Here is a 24,907-nt window from a genome sequence, read left to right on the forward strand (position 1 = left end):
GCTAAAAGGTTTCCGTTTTTATAGGGAATAGCTGTGCGGCCGTTTGCTCTAGACTAATATTGCAAAAAAAGAAGCATACCGAAAAGGGTATGCTTTTGCTAACCAGCGAGCTTTTCAGCAGCAATTTGCTTCTTGTCTGCGAGTTTCCTGTAAACCAGCGCCACAATAAAGGATGGAATGGAACAAACCAGCATTCCGAGGAATGCATATCTTGGTTCAATTTCATATAAGAATCCGCCAAATACGGTAAATACAGCCGTGCTCCAGCTTAGGGCAAGAGCAGAGTATATCCCCTGTGCTTTCGAAACGTCCTTGGGCGGGATGTTCTGGACTAAATATTTCATGAATGCATAGTGACCCATGGCGAAGGATAGGGCGTGCAAGAGCTGTGACACTGAGAACACCGCGACATTTGGAAAGGAAAATACGAGGATCCATCGGACGGAGGAACCCAGTGCGGCCAAAGCCAGCAGTGAGCCAGCCGAAAATCTGCGGAAGGCGCGGTCAGCAATCAGGAAGAACAGGATTTCCGCGATGACCCCTACGTTCAGGATGACACCTGTCAGATATTTAGGTGCGTTTATTTCCTCGAGATAGATGTACCCATAGCTGTAGTAGGAAGCATGTGCGGCCTGCAGCAGGATTACAATGACGAGCACAAGGCCGAAGTGTTTGACCTTGAATGGCTTCAGCAAGGAGCTTCTGTCTGCAGGATCTGTCTTTGGCTTTTCGGTAAGAACATCAGGAGCGGGCATCATGCCAAGGCACACCAGCACAAAGACACCGAGCAGGAGTCCCCACAGTATGGCTTCATCCCCAAATTTCCCCGTGAAAAAGGTCAAGGTCATGCCGCTGACGATGAAGCCGAAGGAGCCCCAGGAGCGGCTCTTGCCGTAATGCTTTAATTGCTTGTTCTGGACGAGAACGCCCGCTGCGGTGTCCATTGCCGGCATCAGTGCCGGGTAGAAGAAATGCAGGAACAAGACGGTGACCAGTAAGCTTGTATAAGAATTGGCGGGGATACAGAGCAGCAGGAAGATGAACGTGCCGATTCCCATGCCGTTCAGCAGCACTTTGCTGCTCAATTTCCCTGATAAACGCGGGAAAGCAAATAAGGTCGAAAGTCCTCTTATTACCAGCCCCAGGCTCATGATCAAGCTTGCCTGCGCCACTGTGATTCCCTTTGCATGGATCATCCATCCGGTCCAGTAGGGCAGGAAAATACCCCATGTAAAAAAGAAACTGAAAAATTGTCTGCTCATCCAGCGTTGAGAGTTCATGATCGATTCCTCCAATAATTGCATCATACCAATAGCAATCGTAAAATAATATGAGAAATCTCATATTTTTGAGGTAGAATGATCAAGAAAAAGGAGGCATGGGGACAGGGTGGTGCCAAAGAATAACAAACCGCTCCCGTGCTCTTGGGGTGAAAGCAATGAAAAAAGTTCAAAAGAAGGAAAGACAGAAGTATTTGGAGAAGCACTCCATCTCTGAGTTATTTTCATTTCCGGTTGAAGAATACATAGAGGTACATGAGTACAGGCGGGATGAATGGATTATCCGGGAGGGCATGCGTCCAGATTATTTGTATTATGTAATAGAAGGAAAAGCGAAGATTTACATGACCTATCAGAATGGAAAGGTGTCACTGATCAATTTCATTAATGCCCATGACTATATCGGGGAAATGGAGCTGCTCAATGAAGTGTACTATACAAAGGGAATCCAGACGTCTACAAAGACGGTCTGCTTTGCCATTCCCCTCCATCACTGCCGCAATCAGATGCTGGGTGATATCATATTCCTCAGGGAACTCACAAAATTCTTAAGCATGAAGGCTACACAAATGGCTGCAAAGTACTCCCAAAGCCTCGCTTTCCCGCTGGAAAACCGCTTGGCGGACTTTATCCTGCAGACGGCTGACGGTGATATTTACAGAGAAAAGCACGTCACCGTCTGCGATTTTCTCGGCGTCTCCTACCGCCATCTGCTACACGTCCTGGCAAATTTTTGCGAAAAGGGTTATTTGCACAAATCAGGCCGTCAGTATTGGATAGAAGACCGGGAGCGGCTGCAAGAGCTTGCGGGGGTGTCAAGGAACGGTTAGGAAGTAATTATCTGGTTATTCGTAATGAATAAATCTCGAAGTTGAGGTATATTAAAGTAAATTGGTAGGAAGAAGATATGTAAAACCATGCTTCTCTTACAAATTCATCTTGCAATCCAGGAGTGAATGCTTAATGGAGATAGGAATCAGTACATTTGTAGAAACAACACCGGACGTTAAAACGGGCGAAGTAATCAGCCATGCACAGAGATTGCGTGAAGTCGTTGAGGAAATCGTGCTTGCTGATCAAGTAGGGTTGGATGTATTTGGGGTAGGGGAGCATCATCGCCAGGATTTCGCAGCATCATCTCCAGCTGTTGTGCTGGCTGCCGCAGCTCCGCAGACAAAGCGTATCCGGCTGACGAGTGCGGTCACTGTACTTTCTTCTGCAGATCCGGTACGTGTATTCCAGGATTTTGCGACGCTTGACGGCATCTCAAACGGGCGTGCGGAAATCATGGCGGGCCGTGGTTCCTTCATTGAATCGTTTCCGCTGTTTGGCTATGATTTAAATGATTATAATGAGCTTTTTGAAGAAAAGCTGGATCTGCTGCTGAAATTGCAGAAGTCAGAGGTTGTGTCATGGTCTGGTAAACATCGTCCGGCCATAGATAATCTTGGTGTGTATCCGCGTCCGGTACAGGATCCTTTACCTGTCTGGATTGGGAGCGGGGGCAATAGCGAGTCGGTAATCCGCGCCGGACTGTTAGGGCTGCCACTGGTGCTTGCGATCATAGGAGGACGTCCAGTCCAGTTTGCTCCATTAGTTCAGCTTTATAAGCAGGCAGCAGCTCAGGCTGGTCATGACGTCTCTAAATTGCCGATTGCCTCCCATTCACATGGTTTCATTGCAGAGGATAACGAAACGGCAGCGGAAAAATTCTTTCCTCCTACCCAGCAAGTCATGAATGTACTTGGAAGGGAGCGGGGCTGGGGGCATTATGGCCGGGCAGCTTTCGATGCGGCACGAAGCTTTGAGGGTGCACTGTACGTGGGTGATTCGGAGACTGTAGCTAAAAAAATCATTCATCTCAGAAAGAACGTGGGTATCACGCGGTTTATGCTTCATGTACCGGTTGGTTCCATGCCGCATGCGGATGTAATGAAGGCCATCGAACTGCTGGGCAAAGAAGTGGCACCTATTGTTCGGGAAGAAGTGGCTGGTTGGGAAGCTGCTCAGTAAGTCGGGGATACAACTGCGGCATCATTGCTCAGGGAGTTTTTTGTGTAACATAAGCTTGGAAGATTGGGCTTTAAAAGCGTACTATAATGCTTGTAAAAACTGATGCTGGGTGCCTTTCACGAAATTGAACCAACAGAAAAAAAGAAAGCCGCTTACTATCATCAGATAATAAGCGGCTTTCTTACATTTCATTAATTTCGGATTAGATAATCGAAAGCGCCTAAAGCTGCTGTAGCACCTGAGCCCATCGAAATAATGATTTGTTTATATGCACTGTCCGTACAGTCACCGGCAGCAAATACTCCAGGGATGTTGGTAGACCCATGCTTGTCTACAACAATTTCACCTAAGCGGGTTCGTTCAACGGTTTCACCCAGCCAATCGGTATTTGGCACAAGGCCGATCTGGACAAATACACCCTGCAATTCAATATGGTGTTCTTCTCCTGTCGAGCGGTCAATGTAAGAAATGCCATTTACTTTATCAGTTCCGGTAATTTCTTTTGTTTGGACGTTCTTCAGAACCGTTACGTTAGGCAGGCTGTATAGACGCTCTTGCAGCACAACATCAGCTTTAAGCTCTGGCATGAACTCAAGGACTGTTACATGTTTCACAATGCCTGCAAGATCAATTGCCGCCTCAATGCCGGAATTACCACCGCCGATAACCGCAACGTGTTTTCCTTCAAATAATGGGCCATCGCAATGAGGGCAGTAAGCTACGCCTTTGTTCTTAAACTCTGCCTCGCCTGGTACACCGACATTACGCCAGCGCGCACCAGTGGAAAGGATGAGTGTTTTACTTTTAAGAACTGCACCGTTTTCAAGTTCAAGTTCGATGATGTCCTTTTTCTCTAAACGCTTGGCGCGCTGTAAGTTCATGACATCGACGCCATACTCTTTCACGTGCTCTTCAAGGCTTGCAGCGAGCTTAGGTCCTTCGGTATATTTCATACTAATGAAGTTCTCGATGCCTAGTGTGTCCATGACCTGACCGCCGAAACGTTCAGCAACAATCCCTGTGCGGATGCCTTTACGGGCTGCATAGATGGCTGCACTTGCACCCGCTGGCCCGCCTCCAACAACTAGTACGTCGTACGGATCCTTATCAGCAAACTCTGCTGCATCTGGAACATTGCCGATCTTTGCAAGTATCTCTTCTAGTGACATACGGCCGCTTCCAAAAGATTCTCCATTCAAGAATACGGTAGGTACGGCCATGATGTTCTTGCTTTCAACCTCTTCTTTAAATGCTGCACCATCAATCATGGTATGTGTAATGCCAGGGTTGAGAATGCTCATTACGTTCAGAGCCTGTACAACATCAGGACAATTGTGACAGCTCAGGCTGATGTATGATTCAAAGTGATATTCACCCTTAATGCTCTTAACTTGATCAATTATCTTCTGATCAACCTTTGGAGCTCTTCCGCTGACCTGCAGGAGGGCTAATACTAATGAAGTAAATTCGTGTCCTAGAGGGATACCTGCGAAAATTACCCCAGTATCTTCTCCGGGCCGGTTCACACTAAAGCTCGGTGTCTTCTGCAATTGTGCTTGTTCAACTTTGATATGGGTTGACATGGTGGCCAATTCATCCACTAGAGCCAGCATGTCACGAGAAACGTCATCGGATCCCGCGCTGACTTTTAGGAGAACAGAGCCCTCCATCATTTGGAGATATTGGGCTAACTGCGCTTTTATATCTGCATCTAGTATCATTGTTCGTGCTCCTTAAATTTTGCCTACAAGATCAAGGCTTGGCTTAAGTGTTGCAGCACCTTCCTGCCATTTTGCAGGGCAGACTTCACCAGGATTGTTGCGGACATATTGTGCTGCTTTAATCTTGTTAACAAGAGTGCTTGCATCACGGCCGATGCCGTCAGCATTGATTTCAACCGCCTGTACGATACCATCTGGATCGATGATGAACGTACCGCGGTCTGCAAGACCTGCTTCTTCGTTCAATACATCAAAGTTTCGGGAGATTTTTTGTGAAGGGTCACCAACCATGATGTATTCGATCTTGCCGATCGCTTCTGAGTGATCGTGCCATGCTTTATGTGTGAAATGAGTATCAGTTGAAACTGAATACACTTCAACTCCAAGTTCTTGTAGAGTTGCGTACTGGTTTTGAAGATCTTCAAGTTCAGTCGGGCAGACAAATGTAAAGTCTGCTGGATAGAAGCACACTACGCTCCATTTACCTTTTAGGTTTTCTTCAGTAACTTCGATGAACTCACCGTTCTGGTAAGCAGATCCTGTGAAAGTTGTTATTTCTTTTCCAATTAGAGACATGATTTATATTCCTCCTGGTGTGTTTTTTGAGAATGAATAAATAGATAGTTTAGAACCCATAGTCAGCTAATAACAATTCTAATGTAATTCTTAGTTATTATTATTTAACTATAATAATTCTAATTCAAAATTTATTATTATATAAATCTAATTGTTTTGTCAAGACTAACACCCTGAGTTCTTTTTAATATGAGCGTTCAAATCAAATAGGTTGATTGTGTAATGTTTTAATGAGTCTGGATAATGATGAAATTCTTATAATAAATCATATGTTTTCATTAATGTTCATATTTTCTCAATTGGGACACTCTCTTGTATGAAATAGAGTAGTAGGGAAAAGGACTTTATTAGAGGGGATGAAGGACAATAAATATGGTGTGTGTTGTTGGTGATGACTCACGAAGATTCAAAAAAGAGTTGAGTGAAAAGTCCTTCATGGTCGCGATGAAGGCCGAAAATTAGCAAAAGGGAGAGAGAAAAGTCCTTCATAAGTGGGATGAAGGCCGAAAAGTAGAGAAAGAGAGAGAAAAAAGTCCTTCATGAGGTCCATGAAGCCCGAAAAGTAGTAAAAGAGAGAGAGAAAAGTTTTTCATGGCGGTGATGAAACCCGAAAAGTAGAATAAGAGAGAGAGAAAAGTCCTTCATAAGTGTGATGAAGGCCGAAAAGTAGAAAAAGAGAGAGGAAAAAGTCCTTCATACGGGTGATGAAGGCCGAAAAGTAGAAAAAGAGAGAGAAAAAAGTCCTTCATAAGGGTGATGAAGGCCGAAAAGTAGAATAAGGGAGAGAGAAAAGTCGTTCATGAGGTCCATGAAGGCCTAAAAGTAGCAAAGGAGAGAGAGAAAAGTCCTTCATATGCTTTATAAAGTGGGGATATCCAATTTGTCGATACTGATTTATTATTACTCGTAAAAAGACCATTGATGAACGCCTGCTATTTTAAGCTTTTTCTTCAAAATTTCTCTAATCCTTTTTTTAGACTGAATGATATTACACCAATCATGAATGATATTCGTAGTAATTTTCTGTTCTGGAAAGAGAAGGATAAATTCATCCACACTGCGCATCACTGAGGATACCACCGTTTCTGCCTGTCCACACTTTTTGCAGATACATTTCTGTCCCTCCACTGTGATGGAAAACGAGCTGCACTCTACACAGGCGATCCCTTTTTGAAGGTGCGCATATTCATAAGCTGGTAAATGCTTAAAAGGAGATTCCTTGGTATGCAAGGAAATTAATTGTTCAGCCAGTATTTTGAATTTTCCATCTAACTTATTAGATATTGCATTTAACTTTTTAAAATAGCGGTTAACCTGGGTGGGGAAAATGAAAGGTTTATTGAGAGGTGTTTGATATAAGGTGAATTCAGGGTTGATAAAAACAACCGAAGCAGTAATGGGTATGTTAAATCCGAGGTTGTGCAGTAATTGTCGCAGCAAGGATTCGCTCCTGTTTAATTGGTTTAGTGGATTATTGATTTCAACATTAGGTTTCATATAAAATCTATCCGACTCATAATAATAATCGCCTTCAAAATTTTTCACTTCGAAAAGGTAAATGGATTCTGATTTTATTATTAGCGAGTCGATTTGAAACATGGTGTTATTTATTTTTAGCAGCAAATCGCTTAATATGATACACTCACAATCAAGTTTTTCTGTTAAAGAATCAAATAATAGTTCTCCTTCATAGCCCTTTTTAAGGCTGAAATACTGCTGCTTGTATTTCTCAGGCATATTCAGCCGTGTATGTAATGATTTCAAAATCAGCAGTTCCGTAGATTCAGTTCGAGATTTTAATAGCATTCTTCACTTCTGCTCCTTTCAAGCTTATATACTAATGTGCTTATTAAATGGAGAAATAGCAGCTGAAATAGATCACAGCTGCTATCATCGGCTACTGAACTATTTCATTCTTCCCCAAGTTTTCTCCTATCTCTAATAATCCAGATATAAATCGTTCAATATCTCCAACAAGCACCCCGCCGTGCCCCGTACACATAATATGGGCATCAAAACCCTTCATCGTAGATAATCCCTCTAGTAAACGATCTAAATGGTCCTTAGAAACTCCGCCACCCCGTAGGTACTCGAGCCATTCTTTTTTAAGATCATTCCCATCCGAAACTAACCCATCTTTTGATAGAGGGTCGCCGAAAAAGCACAGGAAATCACCCGTGAATAGGATTTTTGAGGGTTGATGGAAAATCGCTATTGAACCAGGAGTATGCAGGCCCACTAAACGGTATTCGTAGTCTTCCAGGATTCCGTGATCTGACAACTCATAGGTGAATTCATCTGGTTCCGGGTATTCAATGTGACTGCGTTCATTTGGATGAATGAATTTCTTTGCATTCTTAAAAACAGCTGCTCCTTGTACATGATCTTCATGACCATGTGTTGCAACGATAAGTGTTACGTCTTCAGGGGATCTGCCTAATTTATTTAGAGCTTCAACTAAGTAAGAGGAATGCTCCTTTTTGCCGCAATCGATTAAGGTCACTCCTTCTTTTTTCACAACCAAATAGCAATTATTATAAGAATTCCATGCAGAGTCCCAAACGGCTAATACATAAACATTTTCTGTAACAAGCTCAAATAAATAATCCACTGTCCTGCCTCCATTTTCGAAAAAAACATATCCTATCCATTTTCTATATTGGTGCCTCACTTCCCTTCTTTATGAGAGAAACTCCGCTAAATTCCCTTCTGGACATTATGTTGATATATTTTCCCAAGTCGCAATGAAAGGTTAATAGGCATATGTAAAAGGGTATAAGGTATATACATCGGCATTTTAAAAGGACATAAAGATTATTTTTCTAATTATATTTTACGATAATGTTAACGCAATATAAGGAGGTCCATTAGAATGAGCGAAAAAACCATAAAAGGCAGAAAACTAGTGAAAGGCATTGCACCTAATGTAGATGCGGATGCCTTATTAAACGATAAGAGAAAAGTGTTTCTTTTTGGTTCTCCCAGTTATACAAACATAGGGGACCAGGCCATTGCGTATGCAATAGAAAAGTTTATCAGGAACCACTTTCCTTACTATGAGTACATTGAAATTATGGATTATGCAAACGATGAAGGAATTGAATTAGTGAAAGAAATTATTAAAGAAGACGACATTGTCGGGTATACCGGCGGAGGTAATTTAGGAAGTCTTTACTTAGATATTGAGGAAGATAGAAGAAAAGTATTCGAGAGCTTTAAGAATTATAAAACCATATCTTTCCCGCAATCTGTTTATTTTGAGGATACAGAAGAAGGACAAACGGAAAAGAAGAAAACACAGGACGCTTATCATCAGAATCCTAATCTGACCATCGCAGCGAGAGAAAATCAGACAGTGGATGTAGTAAAGGAAACATTCCGTTCCCCTGTTATCTACACTCCAGATATGGTTTTATCATTAGATATCGAACCTAGAGATCTTCACAGAGAAGGCGTGCTTTTTGTATTGCGGGCTGATAAAGAGAAAGTAACAGAAGAAGACTTTATATCCGAGTTGATGAGCTGGGCAGAAGAAACAGGTTCTGTGGAACGTACAGATACCGTATTATCAGAGGTAGACATCATTGATTATAAGGATAGAGAAAAGTACTTCATGAAAACTCTCGATAAAATTGCTTCCAGTAAACTCATTATCACGGACCGCCTGCATGCAATGATCTTCTCTATTATGACTAAAACACCTTGTCTAGTATTCGGGAATAGTTACGGCAAAGCCAAACATTCCTATATAGACTGGCTCAGTGAAATAAATTTCGTTGAATATACAGACAAAAAAGACATTGACCAATTGAAACCAATCATTGAACGTTTACTGAAAGCAGAACCTAATAGTATCGATGTAAGGAAGGACTTTAAGCCGTTGAGAGATTTGTTAAAAAGTTGATTAAAGAGACTGTCGGGAAATCGACAGTCTTTTATTTATGGCCGAATCTATGTATCCGAGTAATTATAGCCTTGTAGATTCACTTGTATTTGTATGTAAGGGTACTGAAGGCAATACCGCCGTTTTTAACACTAAATGTGTAACAATAAACCCAATGGTAATGGCTGCACCTAATGTGATGAGAGAACCAATTAGAGCCGGTTTAACAGTCATAAGAAAAAGAATCGCAATGGCCAGCATCGTCATGATGATAACGGAATTCCAGAGGGTACGGTCTTGTACCTTTTCCCAAAGACGTGAAGAAGGAACACTTTGAGTTTCTTCTTTAGCTGCTGTTAAAATCATTTTTAAACGACGAAGATTTATGGCAGGTCCCATGAAAGTCATAACCATTAAAACAGCTAAAGATATATTGATCCAAGGAACTCTCCATCCCCACGTAGAAAAAACTAAATATAAACCAGGCAATAAAATCAAGATAACACTGAATGGCAGTAAACCGTCCATCTTAACGGCTAAAGATGACCAATCACGTAAAGTTTCCGTTTTTTTTGCATGAAGCATAGCAATCATGGCAGTCAGCGTTATTGAAACTGCAGCAAACATTATGACAGTACCGAGTATGTGGAAGAATAACAATACATTATAAAGCATTTTCCTCGCCCCCTATTTTCAATATAATGCCATTTTATCTGATATATGTATGTTAGAATAGGTCTTTTTATCCATAATATTAAATTTGTGTAATCCTTTAGTCGTGAATTTATATATCAGTTCATTTGGTCTAGCTAAAAAGGTGCTTGTGGTGACCTTATATAACTAAGTTAAAATTAGCTGTTTAGACAGGTTCCTTGACTTAATTAAATTCGAAAATTTATAAGACATTGAAGCCTGGACGCTCCTGATAAAAATGTGAGACGTTTCTGTGTAATGTGGTACCCGCAGGTTCGGGAAATAATTCGGGAAATGGGGGACAGTCCCCATAATTTTGGGAAATGTGGACAGTCTCCGCGGTATAATAAATAGGCTGGTGCAGACATTAATGGCAGGAGTTGTATATTTTTTATACATAAATTTGTTTGTGTTTTGTTTCATATATGTGAGGTATGAGAAAAAAAGAGTATAATAAGTCAAATTTTGAAAAAGGAGAGCTTATGACTAATCGTAATGAAAATGGATGGAACTTTGATAATAGTTATGCCCGTCTTCCTAAGTTGTTTTTTTCGAGTACAAATCCAGCTGCTGTCCCCTCGCCGAAACTGGCTATTTTCAATAAAGAGCTGGCCTTATCCCTGGGTTTAGATGCTGAGGCTCTGCAAAGTGAAAAGGGTGCAGCATTTTTTTCCGGAAATGAGATTTCGGAAGGTTCATCGCCTCTTGCACAAGCCTATGCAGGACATCAATTCGGTCATTTTAATATGCTGGGAGACGGCCGTGCTGTGCTGTTAGGGGAGCAGGTCACACCTGAAGAGAATAGGGTTGATATTCAGCTTAAGGGGGCAGGCAGGACGCCATACTCACGCGGGGGAGACGGGCGTGCGGCACTTGGTCCGATGCTTCGCGAATATATTATAAGTGAGGCTATGCATGCGCTCGGAATCCCTACCACACGCAGCCTGGCAGTCGTAACTACTGGAGAGACCATCTACCGGGAGACTAAACTGCCTGGGGCCATTCTAGTGCGTACAGCTTCAAGCCATCTGCGCGTCGGGACTTTTCAATATGCCGCAACATGGGGTTCAGAAGAGGAACTCCGCACACTGGCTGATTACGCAATAAAGCGCCATTTTCCAGAGCTTGAAACTACAGAAAACCGATATCTGTCACTGCTTCAGGAAGTGATCAGGCGGCAGGCTATGCTGATTGCTAAGTGGCAGCTTGTTGGCTTTATTCATGGTGTAATGAACACTGATAATATGACGATCAGCGGCGAAACCATTGACTATGGTCCGTGCGCCTTTATGGATGTGTATAATCCGGCTACGGTATTCAGTTCGATAGATACCCAGGGCCGCTATGCCTTTGGCAATCAGCCGAATATTGGCGGCTGGAATCTCGCCCGGTTTGCTGAAAGTCTATTGCCTCTACTGCATGAAAAACAGGAAGAGGCTGTTGAGATAGCCCAGAATGAGATTTCAAAGTTTCCAAAGCTGTATTACAGCAGCTGGCTTGAAGGAATGAGGGCCAAACTCGGATTATTTAATCAAGAGGAACAGGATAAATCTTTAATTGAAGATCTCCTCGATATCATGGAGAAGAATCGAGCGGACCATACCAATACATTCCGTGCCCTGACCTTTGATACGGTGAAGGAAACAGCCCTGTCGGGAACTCCTGAATTCACAGAGTGGCATGAGCGGTGGCAGGCAAGGCTTGGCAGGCAGGAGGAATCGAGAGACGCTTCAGTTCAATTAATGAGGAACAGCAATCCAGCCGTAATTCCTCGGAACCACCGGGTAGAAGCAGCGCTTGAAGCAGCTGTGAAAGAAGGGGACTACAGCGTGATGGAACGGCTTTTGGATGTACTATCAAGACCTTTCGAGCACACTCCGGAACAGGCTGAATACGCTGCACTGCCTGCATCAACAGCACCGTATCGGACATACTGCGGGACCTGATAGATAACTGGAACATCTAAGTACAAAATTAATGCTGCCCCTATTCGGGCAGCATCCAAGGCTGTCGGGAAATTCTCGGCGGCTTTGTTACTGTTCTGATTTACGATAAACCAGTCCATCCTGGCGCGATAATCTAGTTTCTTGCAAGGTATAGCCGATCCCTGTCTGGTTTTCTACCCGAAATGGATGAAAGCCCTGCCATCAAAGTGAGGAACCCATTTAGCAATCAGCATATTCCTCAAAAGAAAAGCATAAGGACTGCTAGATAAGCATAAAGCACCAAAGATAAGCATAAAGCACCAAAGATAAGCATAGGAAAATGAGAGATAATCATAAACATGGAAAAGATAAGCATAAAATCAAGATCCTTAAGCATAAACCTTCAACATATAAGCATATCTCCATAGAAGTTAAGCATAAATTCTTTTGCGTGTTTCTACTTTCTGTACATTTAATAAAAACCTCTTCCAAAAAGCCTGTTTTTCCAGAGCTGTGAAGTCAATTTGCAAAAAGGTTACAAGATTAGGGTTCATACCTAAAAAAATGGCGTCTTTTCGGTGAAAACTGGACTGGAATTCTCCGCTGTTTTGCAGTGTTGCAATATAAATTCAACCAGCCGAAAACACAATTAACCCGAAAAAATACTGCTCCTCCATAATCGTAAAAGAGTGCAAATGTCCATTAAAATGTAAAGGGCTTCTCGTTCCAGAGTAACAGCGTAAACATAGAATTATTTTTCAACAACTTATTAATAACATTTGTTAACGGCTAAATGAAAGTCATAGGGCATTGGAAGACTTAAGAAAAATAGTCTATATAAATTTTCTTGAAAAAAATGTATTCAGTCAGTGTTAAGGATTTTAATCGACTGAGGTGAATGATGAAAATTTTTCTAATCACCACCCAAATCCTATACGTAGTTTGTCTAGTGCCTTGGCTCCCAATCTGGGGGTTGTCGTTTATGAGTTTTGACAATGGAGTGTATATTGGCAACTCCGCCTTTGTTTTAGCAATCGGTGCCTATCCGCTTGCAGTGGTCATCTGTTCGATACTAGCATGGTGGCTTCGCGGCCGCAGCAAAAGAAAGGCCGCTATCGTTAATCTTATTCCAATGTTATGGATTGTGGCTTACGGACTGTTGTTTATCCTGGTTTAAACAGAAAAAACCAATAAAAAAAGATTCCGCTGGTTATATAAGCGGAATCTTTTTTGGACGTTTTTTATACGATTAAGCTTAGTAACAGAATAAAGCATAGTCCAGCTACTGAAATGATTGTCTCCAATAATGTCCACGTTGCGAATGTTTCCTTCATGCTTAAACCAAAATACTCTTTAAACATCCAGAAACCGGCATCGTTCACATGTGAAGCGATTACACTTCCTGCACCGGTTGCAAGTACGACTAATGCAAGGTTGACATCAGACTGACCTAACATAGGGATGACTAACCCGGAAGTAGTTAAGGCAGCAACGGTGGCAGATCCTAATGAGATACGTAAGAGTGCTGCGATCATCCAGGCAAGCAGGATGGGTGAGAGTGCAGTTCCCTTGAAAAGTTCTGCAACGTAGTCGCCTACACCGCCATCGATTAATATTTGCTTAAAGGCACCGCCGCCGCCGATAATCAAGAGCATCATCCCAATATGAGTGATGGCTGTCGTACAGGAATCCATGACCGTCTTAATAGGGATCTTTCTAGCAAGACCCATTGTATAAACAGCAACTAAGAGGGAGATCAGCATGGCTGTGGAAGCATCTCCGATAAAACGAATAATGGCCAGGAAATGGTTATCTTCAAACCCAATTGTTTTTTGCAGAAGGGTAATGATGGTTGCGATCGACATTAAGATAACAGGGAGCATTGCTGTAAATACACTGATGCCGAAGCCTGGTGTTTCCTCAAGCTTAAATGACTTTTGATCTCCTAGTGATGCAATGCTGCCGGTTTTATTAAATGAATCCGGTACCAATTTTTTTGCTAGTTTAGTAAATACCGGGCCAGCCAGGATAACTGTAGGTACAGCTACTATAAATCCGTAAAGCAACACTTCACCAAGGTTTGCGCCATATTCGCCCGCAATAACGGTCGGACCCGGATGCGGCGGCAGGAATCCATGGGTAACAGACAAAGCGGCGACCATTGGGATACCGACAAAAAGAATAGAAATCTTCAATTCTTTTGATATAGCAAAAACGATCGGAATCAATAATACTAGTCCCACTTCAAAGAATAAAGCGATTCCAATTATGAACGAGGCAGCAACAACTGCCCATTGAATATTTTTTTCTCCAAATTTATTAACGAGTGTCATTGCAATGCGCTGAGCACCGCCAGAATCAGAAATCAATCTTCCTAACATGGCTCCAAGTCCAAAGATTAAAGCTAAATGACCGAGCGTTCCGCCAAGGCCCGCTTCAATGGATTTAACAATTTGGTCCATTGGCATGCCAAGTGCCAATGCGACCCCAAATGATACGATAATTAATGAAATAAAGGTATTTAATTTTAAGCCCATAATGAGCCCTAATAGTGCTAAGATTCCCAATGCTACTATGAATAATGGCATCGTATTCCCTCCTATGTCTTATCTGGTTGTGTGTATTAAGCTTCTCTGATAATCTGCAATCTGTTTATAATCGTCTTCCAATACTCTGGATAAGTTAATGAAAATCGGAAGTAATTGTCTGTACTCTTTGACAGCCTCTTGATTTGGCGTGTGTTTGTAGGTGCTGCCAATCATTTCAGAAGCTACCTCGAAAGATTCGATTTTGCCTGTGGCATATAATCCTAAGATACAGGCACCCAGACATGAACTTTCATAGCTTTCTGGAACAACCACTTCAGATTCGAATATGTCAGACATCATCTGACGCCACACATCGGACCTTGCGAAGCCTCCAGTAGCCTGGATTCGTGTGACAGAGCCTTCCATACATTCCAATAAGGCTAAAAATACAGTGTATAAGTTATAAATGACACCTTCGAGTGCTGCACGTATCATATGTTCTTTCTTATGGGACATCGTCAGCCCGAAAAATGAGCCGCGTACATCTGGATTCCATAATGGAGCACGTTCACCGGCTAAGTATGGGTGGAATAACAGCCCATCAGCACCTGGTCGTACGCGTTCAGCAATTTTAGTTAACACTTCATATGGATCGATTCCGAGTCTTTTGGCTGTTTCTATTTCTGAAGAGGCAAATTCATCCCGGATCCAGCGAAGGACCATGCCGCCATTATTCACTGGTCCGCCGATTACCCAATGGTCCTCTGTCAATGCATAGCAGAAGATGCGTCCCTTTTCGTCGGTCTGCGGCTTGTCAATAACCGTCCGGATAGCACCGCTTGTCCCGATTGTGACTGCAATCTCGCCTTTTCTAAATGCATTTACTCCTAAATTCGACAGCACTCCATCGCTGGCACCAATAACGAAAGGGGTTTGTGGATCAATTCCAATCTGTTTGGCTAAATCTGCCTGACAGCCGGTAAATAACCTGGTGGTTGGTACAAGCTCCGATAAATGCTCCCGAGTGACACCTGCAATCTGCAGCGCCTCTTCATCCCAATCCAGATTTTTGAGATTCATCATGCCCATGGAAGAAGCAAGGGAATAATCGACAACATATTGGTCAAAAAACTTTTTAAAAATATATTCTTTGATTCCAATGTATTTCTTAGCGTTGGCAGCGATTTCAGGAAGCTCATGCGTAATCCAGGCAATTTTGCTTAGAGGGGACATTGGATGGATGGGAGTTCCCGTCCGTGTGTAGATTTCATGCCCATTCAATTCATCTTTGATCTTATGCGCCCATGCTTCACTTCGGTTATCGGCCCATGTAATACATGGTGTCAGGGGCTGGTCGAATTCATCCATCGCGATGACACTATGCATGGCGCTGCTAAATGAAATGAACGATAGCTTTTTATGAGAATGCTGCCTCATTATATTTGAAATGGCATGTAAGACAGCCTGAAAAATCTCTTCCGGGTCTTGTTCAGCAGTTGATATATCCGGTGTGTACAAAGGATAGCCGATATTTTCCTGCTGAATGACTTCTCCCTTTTCACTGAACAAAACAGCCTTCGTACTGGTTGTTCCGATATCTACACCTAACATATAACTGGTCATTCCTGCTCAACTCCTTTTGAAAGCATTTGCTGGGACATCCATAGGTCTTCTACTTTTCCTTGGACATCATTAAAATTTTGGTGTAAAGACTCAATCATGAGGTTTCGATCTTTAGATTGGATAGCTTCAATATAAAGCTCATGATTTTTCAAGATCCTTGGGAAATCATCGTACTTTTCCTTAAATCGTCCACGCATTGATACTAGAATCAAGCTCTCCATTACGGGTTTAAGATTATTCCAAATCATCAGCATGTAGGAGTGATCAATAGCACGGATGATCGTTTCATGAAATAATACATCCTGATAAGAAAATTCATCGGCATCTTGATACTTGATAGCGATTTTCATCATTTCTAGAATTTTACTAAGCTCCTGTACCAGCTTCGTAGTATCCATCCTGACAAGCCGTTCAAATACAAACGTTTCTATGAGTAAACGTACATCGTATATTTCTTCTATTTCTTTTTCTGTCAGTCCAATAACAACTGCACCCATTCTTTCCAGCCGAATGATATGTTCGGATGCAAGTATTTTCAAAGCTTCGCGGACAGGTGACCGGCTTACTGCAAAATCAGCAGCTAAGGTATTTTCCGATAGTATGGTACCGCTTTCAACCATGCCTGAAATAATCCGCATTCTAAGCTCGCATGCTACACGATCACCAGCTGAAGCTTTGGAAAGCCATTTCGAGGGATATAAATATTCCTTTGTTTCAGCCATGCGTTCACCTTCTTTTGTTAATCAAGTATACTTGTATACAAGTATTATAATATAATTTCACTTTTTTGCAAGCGCTTTACAATTTTACTTGTCTAACTGTATCGATTTCTGTCGAATAAAAGGGAGGTATGCATTCATATTTAAATCCGCGATTGCTTTTTTTGTTCATAGAAAGAAGAAACCCGGAAAGTTGGTCAGCACAGGAAAATATGGGGGAATTGGATTAAGCTAAGTCGGGTATGCCGAAAGAAGAATTAAAATGGGAAACTGCTTTTTCAAAGCAAGCCGATTGGTGACAAAAACCAAGTGGAGTGCATCACTTATTGTAAAAAGAAGTGAATACCGCTATTTACTTATATAAAAAAACCTTAAGTTTATTATATTGATCAAGAGTGGCGAGCAGGACGTTTTTAACTTCAGTCTGATATAAACGTTCTAGCTCGGATGCCAGCCAGTCTTCGTTCTTATGATTGCGTTCTAACTCTATAGAATTTATAATGCCTTCCATAATAATGGTCCGGGGCATATCAAAACCCTCCGTTTTCATCTGCATGAGGGCAGGTGTAACGGGCTCGTATTTCGGATCCAAAAAAACGGAAATTCTGCCGTCAGCCTCGAAAGTAGCTAATGCTACCTTCTGGACATCAGCTACTTTTTTTTCACGCAATTCCTCTAACAGAATATCTATTGTGATTCTTGCCTTTTTTAATCCTTCATAAATGATGTTCCCATTTTGAACAATGGTGATGGGTGCAACGTTAATCAGCCTTCGAAACCAGGGCCATTTTAGGATACTGTATATACCTAAAAGGTAAAGCAGGACTAAAACGATGGTTGTGATAATGGACCCTTCCAGCCCCAGTTCTTCGTCGGACAATGGATGGGCAATGATGTTTCCAATTACAAGAGCAATAACAAAATCCAGCAGTCTCAATTGGGAAATGGCCCGCTGTCCTAAAACTTTAGCTATAATCATTAAAAAGGAAAAAGAAACAACAGCTCGGAGTATCCACTCCATCGCAGTAAGAGTTGGCTGACCGTGAAAAAAATCCATCTAAGACACATCCTTTACGCGGATAAACTACTCCATAGTTTAAGCCTGAAGAGAAGTTATTAATCCGTAAAAAGAAAAAAACCTGCTTGAAACCTTACTGAATTTTAACATAAGGCCATAAGCAGGTTTTTAGATTAATTGGTTAAATAGCTGAATTTATTGATTTAACGATTCTTTCGCAAATTTCATGTGTAAGGAATGAGTCCTCTATAGAAGGAACCGGTGTTTTATTATTCTGAACACATTCTATAAAGTGATCGACTATTTGATAAAATCCTCTTTTATACAGAGTAGGTTCCCAATCGCCAAATTTTGAAAAAGATATTTCTTTATTATGAAAGTGAGTGGTTTCAACTAAACTGTTTACAACGTACTTATTATGCCCCGCGTTATATTCAATAATTTCTTCTGTAACGCCGCCATTTCGGTTCATGATTCCGATAGCGGTACAGGCGTCCCCGATGAGCTGTATGACCAGGTTATCAAGCAGTTCACCGTTTCTTTGATACTCCAATTTTACATCCTGTACTTCGGTATCCATAAGAAACCTTAGAGTATCTACCACATGGATAAAATCCTCTACAACAAATCTTCTGACATGGTCAGGAGCAGCAAATCGATTCTTCTGCATGAGTATTAAGCTGGCTTTGCCATGGTTCTTTAGCTCACTGACTCTGGGAATAAATCTGCGGTTAAATCCGACCATTGCAATCCTGCCGGCTTCCCCAGCCAGCTGAACGATTCTTTCTGTTTCATGAAAATTCATCGATATCGGCTTGTCTATGTATACATGTATACCTCCTTTTAACAGTGTTTCAGCGATTTCAAAATGTGCCTCCGTAGCGGTACTGATAAAGGCTGCATTAATGTTCTTGGAAACAAGTTCAAGGGGGGTCTGAACCGTTTCTTGAATTCTATATTTTTTTGATAACCTGTCCAGTGTTTCGGGATTTCTTGTGCAAAGCACCAGCTCTATACCTTCTTTTTCAGATAATACCGGCAGATAGGCCTTCTTAGCGATATCGCCTAATCCAATCAGCGCTATTCTCATGTCCATCACCTCTTGTTTATACTAGCTCTGTTGAAGCTGTTGATTGCAGCCATCAGGGACTCGCCTTCTGCAGGGCGATCAGGGAGCCTCCCTGGCGGGTACGCCTCCTTTTTTTGCATGAGTCTCGCAACTTCCTCTACAATCAACATAATGATAAACTCAACACTATTCTTTAATAGTTTGCGTAAAACAGTTGAAAAAAAGAGGCACGATTATGGGTTAATGTGCCTCTTTCATACATTATTTAAGGAAGAATATTTCCTGCAGCACGATAGATACTGTACCATTCTTCACGTGTCAGCTTAATGTCGCCTGCCTTGCAGCAGTCCTTTAATCGGTCTATATTCATCGTACCGATGACTGGCTGCATGTTAGCCGGGTGGCGCAATAGCCACGCGATGGCGATGGTTGTATTGCTCACTTCATATTTTTTAGCGATTTCATCTATCTGCTGATTTAATTCTGGAAACTTTTCATTATCAAGGAACACTCCTTCAAAGAATCCATATTGGAAAGGAGACCAAGGCTGAATTGTAATATCGTTCAGTCTGCAATAATCAAGTACACTGCCATCCCGATCAACTGCTGCCTCATTTTCCATGTTCACATTGATGCCATTTGAAATCATGTTGGCATTGGTGATGCTTAATTGCAGCTGGTTTGCAACAAGAGGCTGCTTTACATACTTCTTCAGCAGCTCAATCTGCATTGGCTTCTGGTTAGAAACACCAAAGTGGCGCACTTTTCCTGAGCTTTCCAGGATATCAAACGCCTCTGCAACCTCTTCCGGCTCTACAAGTGCATCAGGGCGATGCAGAAGAAGGACATCGAGATATTCAGTTCGGAGACGTTTTAAAATGCCATCAACCGAATCTAAAATATGCTCTTTTGAGAAGTCAAACATGCCCTTTCGGATCCCACATTTAGATTGCAGGATGATTTTCTCCCGAATCTCTGCATTCATGTGAATAGCATCAGCAAATATTTCCTCGCATTCTCCCTTGCCATATATGTCTGCGTGGTCAAAGAAATTCGCACCTTGTTCCAAGGATGCTTGGACAAAGCGCTCAGCCTCATTTTTTTCTAATGAGTTAATACGCATACAACCGACAGCAACAACAGGTACTTCTAGTGTGCTCGTTCCTAATTTAATTGTTCTCAATCTATTCGCCTCCAATTATATTGATTACTGCAAAAATAAACGCTTTCATTATGTAATAGCAGTCTTTGATTTATATCTATTTTGCCATATAAGTATAACAGGCTCAATTTTTAAGCTGCTGTTTAGAAGCAACATCCAAAGAATCAAGCGCGGAAAAAGAGATGTGTGTGTGAAAAATCTCCATTTTGACAATCACGTGAATTATCATCAGGAACGGTGCGGCGAACTGGTTAATTATGTAAAAGCATCAATTGTACGATTACTTGTCCTACCTTGATTGCAGAAAAGCATATATGTCAAAAAGTAAGTATAACCACCTTATGATGGTCATAAAGCAAAAATTTAAGCATTGAATGTGAGAGATAAACATAGACCTTGAATAGTTAAGCATAAAACATAAAGAGCTAAGCATAAATCTGCGAAAGATAAGCACAAAACTTATAAAGTAAAGCATAGAGCATTCGTATGCTAATAAATTCTAACAAACCCCGGTAAAGCTTCTCCTAAAACAGGTATTTTCCATCTTCTATACATAAAATTTCATTGCTCGTGTACGTTTTAGACAGAATTTTTGACGTGTCTGAGCAGGAATCTGGTGTTTTGTGCGCGGAATTCATCTGCCCCTGCCGTATTATGCTGTGGGTTTGCATCAAGTTTATTGGCTGCTGCTGCTTACTCTCTGCTCGAAAAAATGAGTAGTGTGCGCGATGGCGTGAAAAATCCATCCAATAATAAGAACCTTCTCTGGGTGGAAGATGGAATTCCAGCGCGAAAAGGTTCTAGCGACCTTATTATGCTCCAGGGACACCCAGCTTAGCAAGATGTTGAATTCCGTATCAGCACAATAAATAACGCAAAGGAATAATCGAGGACATACTGCAAAAGGGTGGACAGATGCCGCATATAGGAGAATATATCATAATTCTGGCATGAGAATCCTGAGGAAGAAAGTACGCTAGGTTATTGACAGAATATTATTTTATTGCAATAATAGTGTTAATTTAATACTGGTACCTTTAATTCAGTCCCGTGAGGCTGACAAGGACAGCGGAAATGTAATGGATCTCTATTGGGTCTTTCTATACCCATACCTCCATTCAAAAAAAGGCTTCCTGTCAGCGATGGCAGGAAGCCTCTTTTATTTTCTCTGATAGCTTATTCTCCGGTACCAGTTTTAGAACTTTCTAAAACAGGAGGAATCAAGAATGGAAAAGCAAAAGGTAGATTTAGATTTTTCGTTGGAAGTGGTGCCGCAGGAACATCGGAGCGGTTTTTGGAGAATGCTTGTGGTGATGCTTGGTTTTACATTTTTCTCAGCGAGCATGCTGTCTGGCGGTACATTAGGTCTAGGGTTATCTATGACTCAATTTATCTGGATTGTTTTAGCAGGAAATTTAATTCTTGGAGCTTATACAGGCGCACTTGCATATATCGCGGCAAAAACGGGATTATCCACCCACTTACTGACAAGATATGCCTTTGGAGAAAAAGGTTCTTACCTATCATCATTCTTGCTTAGTGCTACTCAGATAGGCTGGTTTGGGGTTGGGGTTGCCATGTTTGCGGTACCAGTCCAAAAAGCAACCGGTATCGATACGTATTTGTTAATTGCAGCAGCGGGCCTGATGATGACAGGAACTGCGTTTTTTGGGATGAAGGCCCTGGCCATCCTGAGTTTTATCGCGGTGCCGGCTATTGTAGCACTTGGCGGGTTTTCAGCATTAGAAGCGGTGGACTCAATCGGAGGTTTCCAGGCCCTAATGCAGCACGAGCCAAAAGAGACAATCAGCATGGCTGCAGCCTTGACTATCTGTGTTGGATCCTTTATCAGCGGAGGAACCTTAACACCCGACTTCACAAGATTTGCGAATACAAAAAGAACTAGTGTTATTACAACCGTAGTGGCATTTTTCATAGGAAACTCGCTTATGTTTGGATTCGGAGCAGTTGGAGCGATTGCAACGGGACAATCTGATATATCTGAAGTGATGTTTTTACAAGGATTGATTATTCCAGCTATCATCGTTCTTGGGTTGAATATCTGGACAACTAATGATAATTCAATTTACGCTTCAGGCTTAGGTATTTCAAACATTACGAAAATCAAAAAGAGCAAGGTTGTTATCTTTAACGGAATTATCGGGACGATATTGGCCGTGTGGTTATACAACAACTTTGTAGGCTTCCTTACACTTCTTGGAGCAGCACTGCCTCCTATTGGAGCGATTATTGTAGCGGACTTCTTTATTTTAAACCGCGGTAAGTATCCAGAATTTAAAAGTATGAAGTTTAAGACTGTCAACTGGAGTGCCCTTGCAGCATGGGCAATAGGAGCAGCCGGGGCGAAGTTTGTACCAGGGATTCCGCCGTTAAACGGTATCATTGGGGCAGCTCTTGTATATGTCGTTCTCTCCATTCTGGTAAAAAAAGCAGCAGCATCCAAAACAAAGATTAAAGTCGAAAGGATGACAGAAGCATGATTATTAAAAATGCCAAGCTGAGGGATAAGGAAGGCCTATGGCAGGTCTTGATTGAGGAAGGAAAATTTAAAAAGATTGCCCAAACGCTTGAACATAGCAGCGGCCAGCAGATAATGGATGTTCAAGGAAGTTTGGTTCTTCCTCCTTTCGTGGAGCCGCATATCCATTTAGATACAACATTAACAGCCGGCGAGCCGAACTGGAATGAAAGTGGAACTTTATTTGAAGGAATACAAAGATGGGCTGAGAGAAAAGAATCCCTGACGGTAGAAGATGTGAAAATAAGAGCAAAAACCGCGTTAAAATGGCAGATCGCCCAGGGAGTCCAGCATGTCCGTACACATGTGGACGTTACAGATCCTGATTTAACCGCATTAAAGGCAATGCTGGAAATAAAGGAAGAAATGTCTCGTTTCGTCAATCTACAGATTGTGGCTTTTCCTCAAGAAGGTATTCTTTCTTATCCGAGCGGCGGGGAACTGCTGGAGGAAGCACTAAGAATGGGTACTGATGTGGTCGGAGGCATTCCTCATTATGAATTTACAAGAGAATACGGGGTGGATTCATTAAAAAAAGCTTTTCAATTGGCTGAAAAATATGATCGCCTGGTTGATATTCATTGTGATGAAATAGATGATGAACAGTCCCGCTTTGTTGAGGTTGTCGCCGCAGAGGCATACCGGCTTGGTATCGGAGAACGCGTTACGGCAAGTCATACGACTGCTATGCATTCTTATAATGATGCCTATACGTCAAAGTTGTTTAGACTATTAAAACTTTCCAATGTAAATTTTGTCGCCAATCCATTAGTAAATATCCATCTTCAAGGGCGTTTTGATACGTATCCAAAACGTAGGGGAATTACAAGAGTGAAAGAGCTGCAGGAAGCTGGAATCAATGTCTGCTTTGGACATGATGACATCTTTGATCCATGGTATCCGCTGGGAACAGGCAATATGCTGCAAGTGCTGCACATGGGAATCCATGTTACGCAGTTAATGGGCTATGAACAGATTGTAAACTCCATCGACCTGATTACAAAAAATAGTGCCAAAACACTGCACATCGAGGAAATCTATGGAATTGAGGAAGGCAAACCGGCAAACCTGATTGTGCTTGAAGCCGAGAATGAGTACGAGGCGATTCGAAAGCAGGTGTCTATTTTATACTCCATACGAAATGGTCAAGTGATTGCAGAAACCAAACCAAGAGAGACGAAAATCACTCTCGGGGATCTGACAGAACAAGTTACATTTAATAAATAAATTACTGTTTTAACCTGAAGTGCTTGATGATGCTTCAGGTTTTTTTCTTTTAGAAGCAGCAAAGGAAGAATTATAGAAAACATGCAGATAGTTAGCATACGGGTACCAGACTAGATTTGTAGGGAAAAATTAAGGACAATTTTCTAATATGACCGGGAGTACAAGAATGATGAGGATTAAAACGCTGGCACAATAAGTCGGCGGGTGCTTGTCATTTGAATAAAATAATAGGTTTATTCACATTTTCCCCTTCAAACTTTCGTTAAATTTCATTAACAGGTTTCCGAAAGTTTCACGCTCTTCGTCAGACCAGTCACTTAACAGGCCTGAAATCAGCTCTAATCTTTTTTGCTGAAACTGAGTTAATTCTCTCCTGCCGAATTCTGTTATTTGGTAAAAGTAAGCTCTGCGATCATTGGTATCGGGAACCTTGACTGCGTATCCCTTCTTATCCAGGACAGCAGCCTGCCTGCTTACGGTCGAAATATCAGCTTGCAATTCTTCCGCTAGGGCTTTTACTCCAATTGGGCCGTGATTCTGTAGCTGACGTAATAAAAGATATGCTGCTCTTTCGAGGCTGCCCCATCTCTTATCGGCTGCAAAAGACGTGTTCCACCGGCCTAATATTGTCATTTGTAATTCAATGGTTTCTATTCCATCTGCGCTCATTTCTTTTACCCCCTATGTGTCTCATATATATAAACATGATCCCCTACCTCGGACTTATGCTCAAAGAATTCCAGCTGTACAATCAGCTAATTAGTTTAGTCAAAGGAGAAACAGGCATGTCTCAGCTGGCTCTACATCTTGTTTCTGGCTCGCAAGTCTAAGGTCCCATTCTCTTTTCATTTGGCTCTTTTCTAAAAATTTGTTGTTTTTTAATAGTTCGGTGAACCTACCCTATTGTTAAACAGGTTGATTGGAACGTAAG

At 41.8% G+C, this 24,907-nt stretch carries 20 protein-coding genes; 7 read left to right on the forward strand and 13 right to left on the reverse strand.

Annotated features, from left to right (window positions below):
* Window positions 1-98: 98 nt before the first annotated feature.
* Window positions 99-1,280: an MFS transporter gene (locus tag CUU66_RS12640; RefSeq protein WP_101642697.1), complete on the reverse strand. Its 1,182-nt coding sequence runs from the start codon at window positions 1,278-1,280 to the stop codon at window positions 99-101.
* A gap of 158 nt (window positions 1,281-1,438) precedes the next feature.
* Here CUU66_RS12640 and yeiL point away from each other — a divergent pair, with 158 nt between their 5' ends.
* Together yeiL and CUU66_RS12650 are read left to right on the forward strand one after the other, a co-directional pair.
* On the forward strand, window positions 1,439-2,110 hold the full coding sequence (gene yeiL / locus CUU66_RS12645; RefSeq protein WP_101642746.1) for a transcriptional regulator YeiL: 672 nt from the start codon (window positions 1,439-1,441) through the stop codon (window positions 2,108-2,110).
* A gap of 133 nt (window positions 2,111-2,243) precedes the next feature.
* Window positions 2,244-3,293, forward strand: a complete 1,050-nt coding sequence (locus tag CUU66_RS12650; protein WP_101642699.1) for an LLM class flavin-dependent oxidoreductase — start codon at window positions 2,244-2,246, stop codon at window positions 3,291-3,293.
* Between the two features lie 191 nt (window positions 3,294-3,484).
* Here the strand turns inward: CUU66_RS12650 and ahpF are convergent, their stop codons facing one another.
* The 4 genes from ahpF to CUU66_RS12670 form a co-directional block, all read right to left on the reverse strand.
* Window positions 3,485-5,014, reverse strand: a complete 1,530-nt coding sequence (gene ahpF, locus CUU66_RS12655) for an alkyl hydroperoxide reductase subunit F (RefSeq protein ID WP_101642701.1) — start codon at window positions 5,012-5,014, stop codon at window positions 3,485-3,487.
* A gap of 12 nt (window positions 5,015-5,026) precedes the next feature.
* Window positions 5,027-5,590, reverse strand: a complete 564-nt coding sequence (gene ahpC, locus CUU66_RS12660) for an alkyl hydroperoxide reductase subunit C (RefSeq protein WP_101642703.1) — start codon at window positions 5,588-5,590, stop codon at window positions 5,027-5,029.
* A gap of 900 nt (window positions 5,591-6,490) precedes the next feature.
* Window positions 6,491-7,396 (reverse strand): nuclease-related domain-containing protein, encoded by a 906-nt coding sequence (locus CUU66_RS12665; RefSeq protein ID WP_101642705.1) that lies wholly within the window; start codon window positions 7,394-7,396, stop codon window positions 6,491-6,493.
* A gap of 91 nt (window positions 7,397-7,487) precedes the next feature.
* Window positions 7,488-8,201, reverse strand: a complete 714-nt coding sequence (locus CUU66_RS12670; protein ID WP_180955269.1) for an MBL fold metallo-hydrolase — start codon at window positions 8,199-8,201, stop codon at window positions 7,488-7,490.
* Between the two features lie 261 nt (window positions 8,202-8,462).
* Between CUU66_RS12670 and CUU66_RS12675 the strand changes: the two genes are divergently transcribed.
* A complete protein-coding gene (locus CUU66_RS12675) occupies window positions 8,463-9,494 on the forward strand; it encodes a polysaccharide pyruvyl transferase family protein (protein ID WP_101642709.1) in 1,032 nt (343 codons plus the stop codon).
* Window positions 9,495-9,557: 63 nt separating this feature from the next.
* Here CUU66_RS12675 and CUU66_RS12680 read toward each other — a convergent pair whose 3' ends face one another.
* Complete coding sequence (locus CUU66_RS12680; RefSeq protein WP_101642711.1) at window positions 9,558-10,148, reverse strand: DUF2269 family protein; 591 nt, start codon at window positions 10,146-10,148, stop codon at window positions 9,558-9,560.
* A 500-nt stretch (window positions 10,149-10,648) separates the two neighbouring features.
* Between CUU66_RS12680 and CUU66_RS12685 the strand changes: the two genes are divergently transcribed.
* Together CUU66_RS12685 and CUU66_RS12690 are read left to right on the forward strand one after the other, a co-directional pair.
* On the forward strand, window positions 10,649-12,112 hold the full coding sequence (locus CUU66_RS12685) for a protein adenylyltransferase SelO (protein WP_101642749.1): 1,464 nt from the start codon (window positions 10,649-10,651) through the stop codon (window positions 12,110-12,112).
* 961 nt (window positions 12,113-13,073) lie between these two features.
* Entirely contained in the window at window positions 13,074-13,268 is a 195-nt protein-coding gene (locus tag CUU66_RS12690) for a hypothetical protein (protein WP_257967986.1), read from the forward strand.
* A gap of 64 nt (window positions 13,269-13,332) precedes the next feature.
* Here the strand turns inward: CUU66_RS12690 and CUU66_RS12695 are convergent, their stop codons facing one another.
* The 6 genes from CUU66_RS12695 to CUU66_RS12720 all read right to left on the reverse strand — a co-directional run bounded on the left by CUU66_RS12695 (window position 13,333) and on the right by CUU66_RS12720 (window position 20,231).
* Window positions 13,333-14,679 carry a GntP family permease gene (locus tag CUU66_RS12695; RefSeq protein WP_101642715.1) on the reverse strand — a complete coding sequence of 449 codons (1,347 nt, stop codon included), beginning with the start codon at window positions 14,677-14,679 and terminating at the stop codon, window positions 13,333-13,335.
* Between the two features lie 18 nt (window positions 14,680-14,697).
* On the reverse strand, window positions 14,698-16,242 hold the full coding sequence (gene gntK / locus CUU66_RS12700; RefSeq protein WP_101642717.1) for a gluconokinase: 1,545 nt from the start codon (window positions 16,240-16,242) through the stop codon (window positions 14,698-14,700).
* The gene (locus CUU66_RS12705; protein ID WP_101642719.1) at window positions 16,239-16,964 is read right to left on the reverse strand and encodes a GntR family transcriptional regulator; all 726 of its coding nucleotides are present in this window, start codon (window positions 16,962-16,964) and stop codon (window positions 16,239-16,241) included. The genes gntK and CUU66_RS12705 overlap by 4 nt, the downstream gene beginning before the upstream one ends.
* 349 nt (window positions 16,965-17,313) lie before the next feature.
* Window positions 17,314-18,018 (reverse strand): DUF421 domain-containing protein, encoded by a 705-nt coding sequence (locus tag CUU66_RS12710; protein WP_101642721.1) that lies wholly within the window; start codon window positions 18,016-18,018, stop codon window positions 17,314-17,316.
* Between the two features lie 142 nt (window positions 18,019-18,160).
* Window positions 18,161-19,069 carry a Gfo/Idh/MocA family protein gene (locus CUU66_RS12715; RefSeq protein ID WP_101642723.1) on the reverse strand — a complete coding sequence of 303 codons (909 nt, stop codon included), beginning with the start codon at window positions 19,067-19,069 and terminating at the stop codon, window positions 18,161-18,163.
* Window positions 19,070-19,313: 244 nt separating this feature from the next.
* Window positions 19,314-20,231, reverse strand: coding sequence for an aldo/keto reductase (locus tag CUU66_RS12720; protein WP_101642725.1), 918 nt, complete (start codon window positions 20,229-20,231; stop codon window positions 19,314-19,316).
* A gap of 1,205 nt (window positions 20,232-21,436) precedes the next feature.
* On the opposite strand from CUU66_RS12720, the gene codB reads away from it, so the two are divergent.
* Complete coding sequence (gene codB, locus CUU66_RS12730) at window positions 21,437-22,711, forward strand: cytosine permease (protein ID WP_101642730.1); 1,275 nt, start codon at window positions 21,437-21,439, stop codon at window positions 22,709-22,711.
* The gene (locus tag CUU66_RS12735; RefSeq protein WP_101642732.1) at window positions 22,708-23,976 is read left to right on the forward strand and encodes a cytosine deaminase; all 1,269 of its coding nucleotides are present in this window, start codon (window positions 22,708-22,710) and stop codon (window positions 23,974-23,976) included. Before codB ends, CUU66_RS12735 begins: the two co-directional genes overlap by 4 nt.
* A 237-nt stretch (window positions 23,977-24,213) precedes the next feature.
* On the opposite strand, the gene CUU66_RS12740 is transcribed toward CUU66_RS12735, so the two are convergent.
* Window positions 24,214-24,645 carry a MarR family winged helix-turn-helix transcriptional regulator gene (locus CUU66_RS12740; protein ID WP_101642735.1) on the reverse strand — a complete coding sequence of 144 codons (432 nt, stop codon included), beginning with the start codon at window positions 24,643-24,645 and terminating at the stop codon, window positions 24,214-24,216.
* Between the last annotated feature and the right edge of the window lie 262 nt (window positions 24,646-24,907).

This window comes from Peribacillus deserti (assembly GCF_002863585.1).
GTDB lineage: Bacteria > Bacillota > Bacilli > Bacillales > DSM-1321 > Paraperibacillus > Paraperibacillus deserti_A.

Bases quoted from the DNA above. Each gene is read 5' to 3' on its own strand.
- CUU66_RS12640 (WP_101642697.1), bottom strand. From the start codon at position 1,280: ATGAACTCTCAACGCTGGATGAGCAGACAATTTTTCAGTTTCTTTTTT.
- yeiL (WP_101642746.1), top strand. From the start codon at position 1,439: ATGAAAAAAGTTCAAAAGAAGGAAAGACAGAAGTATTTGGAGAAGCAC.
- CUU66_RS12650 (WP_101642699.1), top strand. From the start codon at position 2,244: ATGGAGATAGGAATCAGTACATTTGTAGAAACAACACCGGACGTTAAA.
- ahpF (WP_101642701.1), bottom strand. From the start codon at position 5,014: ATGATACTAGATGCAGATATAAAAGCGCAGTTAGCCCAATATCTCCAA.
- ahpC (WP_101642703.1), bottom strand. From the start codon at position 5,590: ATGTCTCTAATTGGAAAAGAAATAACAACTTTCACAGGATCTGCTTAC.
- CUU66_RS12665 (WP_101642705.1), bottom strand. From the start codon at position 7,396: ATGCTATTAAAATCTCGAACTGAATCTACGGAACTGCTGATTTTGAAA.
- CUU66_RS12675 (WP_101642709.1), top strand. From the start codon at position 8,463: ATGAGCGAAAAAACCATAAAAGGCAGAAAACTAGTGAAAGGCATTGCA.
- CUU66_RS12680 (WP_101642711.1), bottom strand. From the start codon at position 10,148: ATGCTTTATAATGTATTGTTATTCTTCCACATACTCGGTACTGTCATA.
- CUU66_RS12685 (WP_101642749.1), top strand. From the start codon at position 10,649: ATGACTAATCGTAATGAAAATGGATGGAACTTTGATAATAGTTATGCC.
- CUU66_RS12690 (WP_257967986.1), top strand. From the start codon at position 13,074: ATGAGTTTTGACAATGGAGTGTATATTGGCAACTCCGCCTTTGTTTTA.
- CUU66_RS12695 (WP_101642715.1), bottom strand. From the start codon at position 14,679: ATGCCATTATTCATAGTAGCATTGGGAATCTTAGCACTATTAGGGCTC.
- gntK (WP_101642717.1), bottom strand. From the start codon at position 16,242: ATGACCAGTTATATGTTAGGTGTAGATATCGGAACAACCAGTACGAAG.
- CUU66_RS12705 (WP_101642719.1), bottom strand. From the start codon at position 16,964: ATGGCTGAAACAAAGGAATATTTATATCCCTCGAAATGGCTTTCCAAA.
- CUU66_RS12710 (WP_101642721.1), bottom strand. From the start codon at position 18,018: ATGGATTTTTTTCACGGTCAGCCAACTCTTACTGCGATGGAGTGGATA.
- CUU66_RS12715 (WP_101642723.1), bottom strand. From the start codon at position 19,069: ATGAGAATAGCGCTGATTGGATTAGGCGATATCGCTAAGAAGGCCTAT.
- codB (WP_101642730.1), top strand. From the start codon at position 21,437: ATGGAAAAGCAAAAGGTAGATTTAGATTTTTCGTTGGAAGTGGTGCCG.
- CUU66_RS12735 (WP_101642732.1), top strand. From the start codon at position 22,708: ATGATTATTAAAAATGCCAAGCTGAGGGATAAGGAAGGCCTATGGCAG.
- CUU66_RS12740 (WP_101642735.1), bottom strand. From the start codon at position 24,645: ATGAGCGCAGATGGAATAGAAACCATTGAATTACAAATGACAATATTA.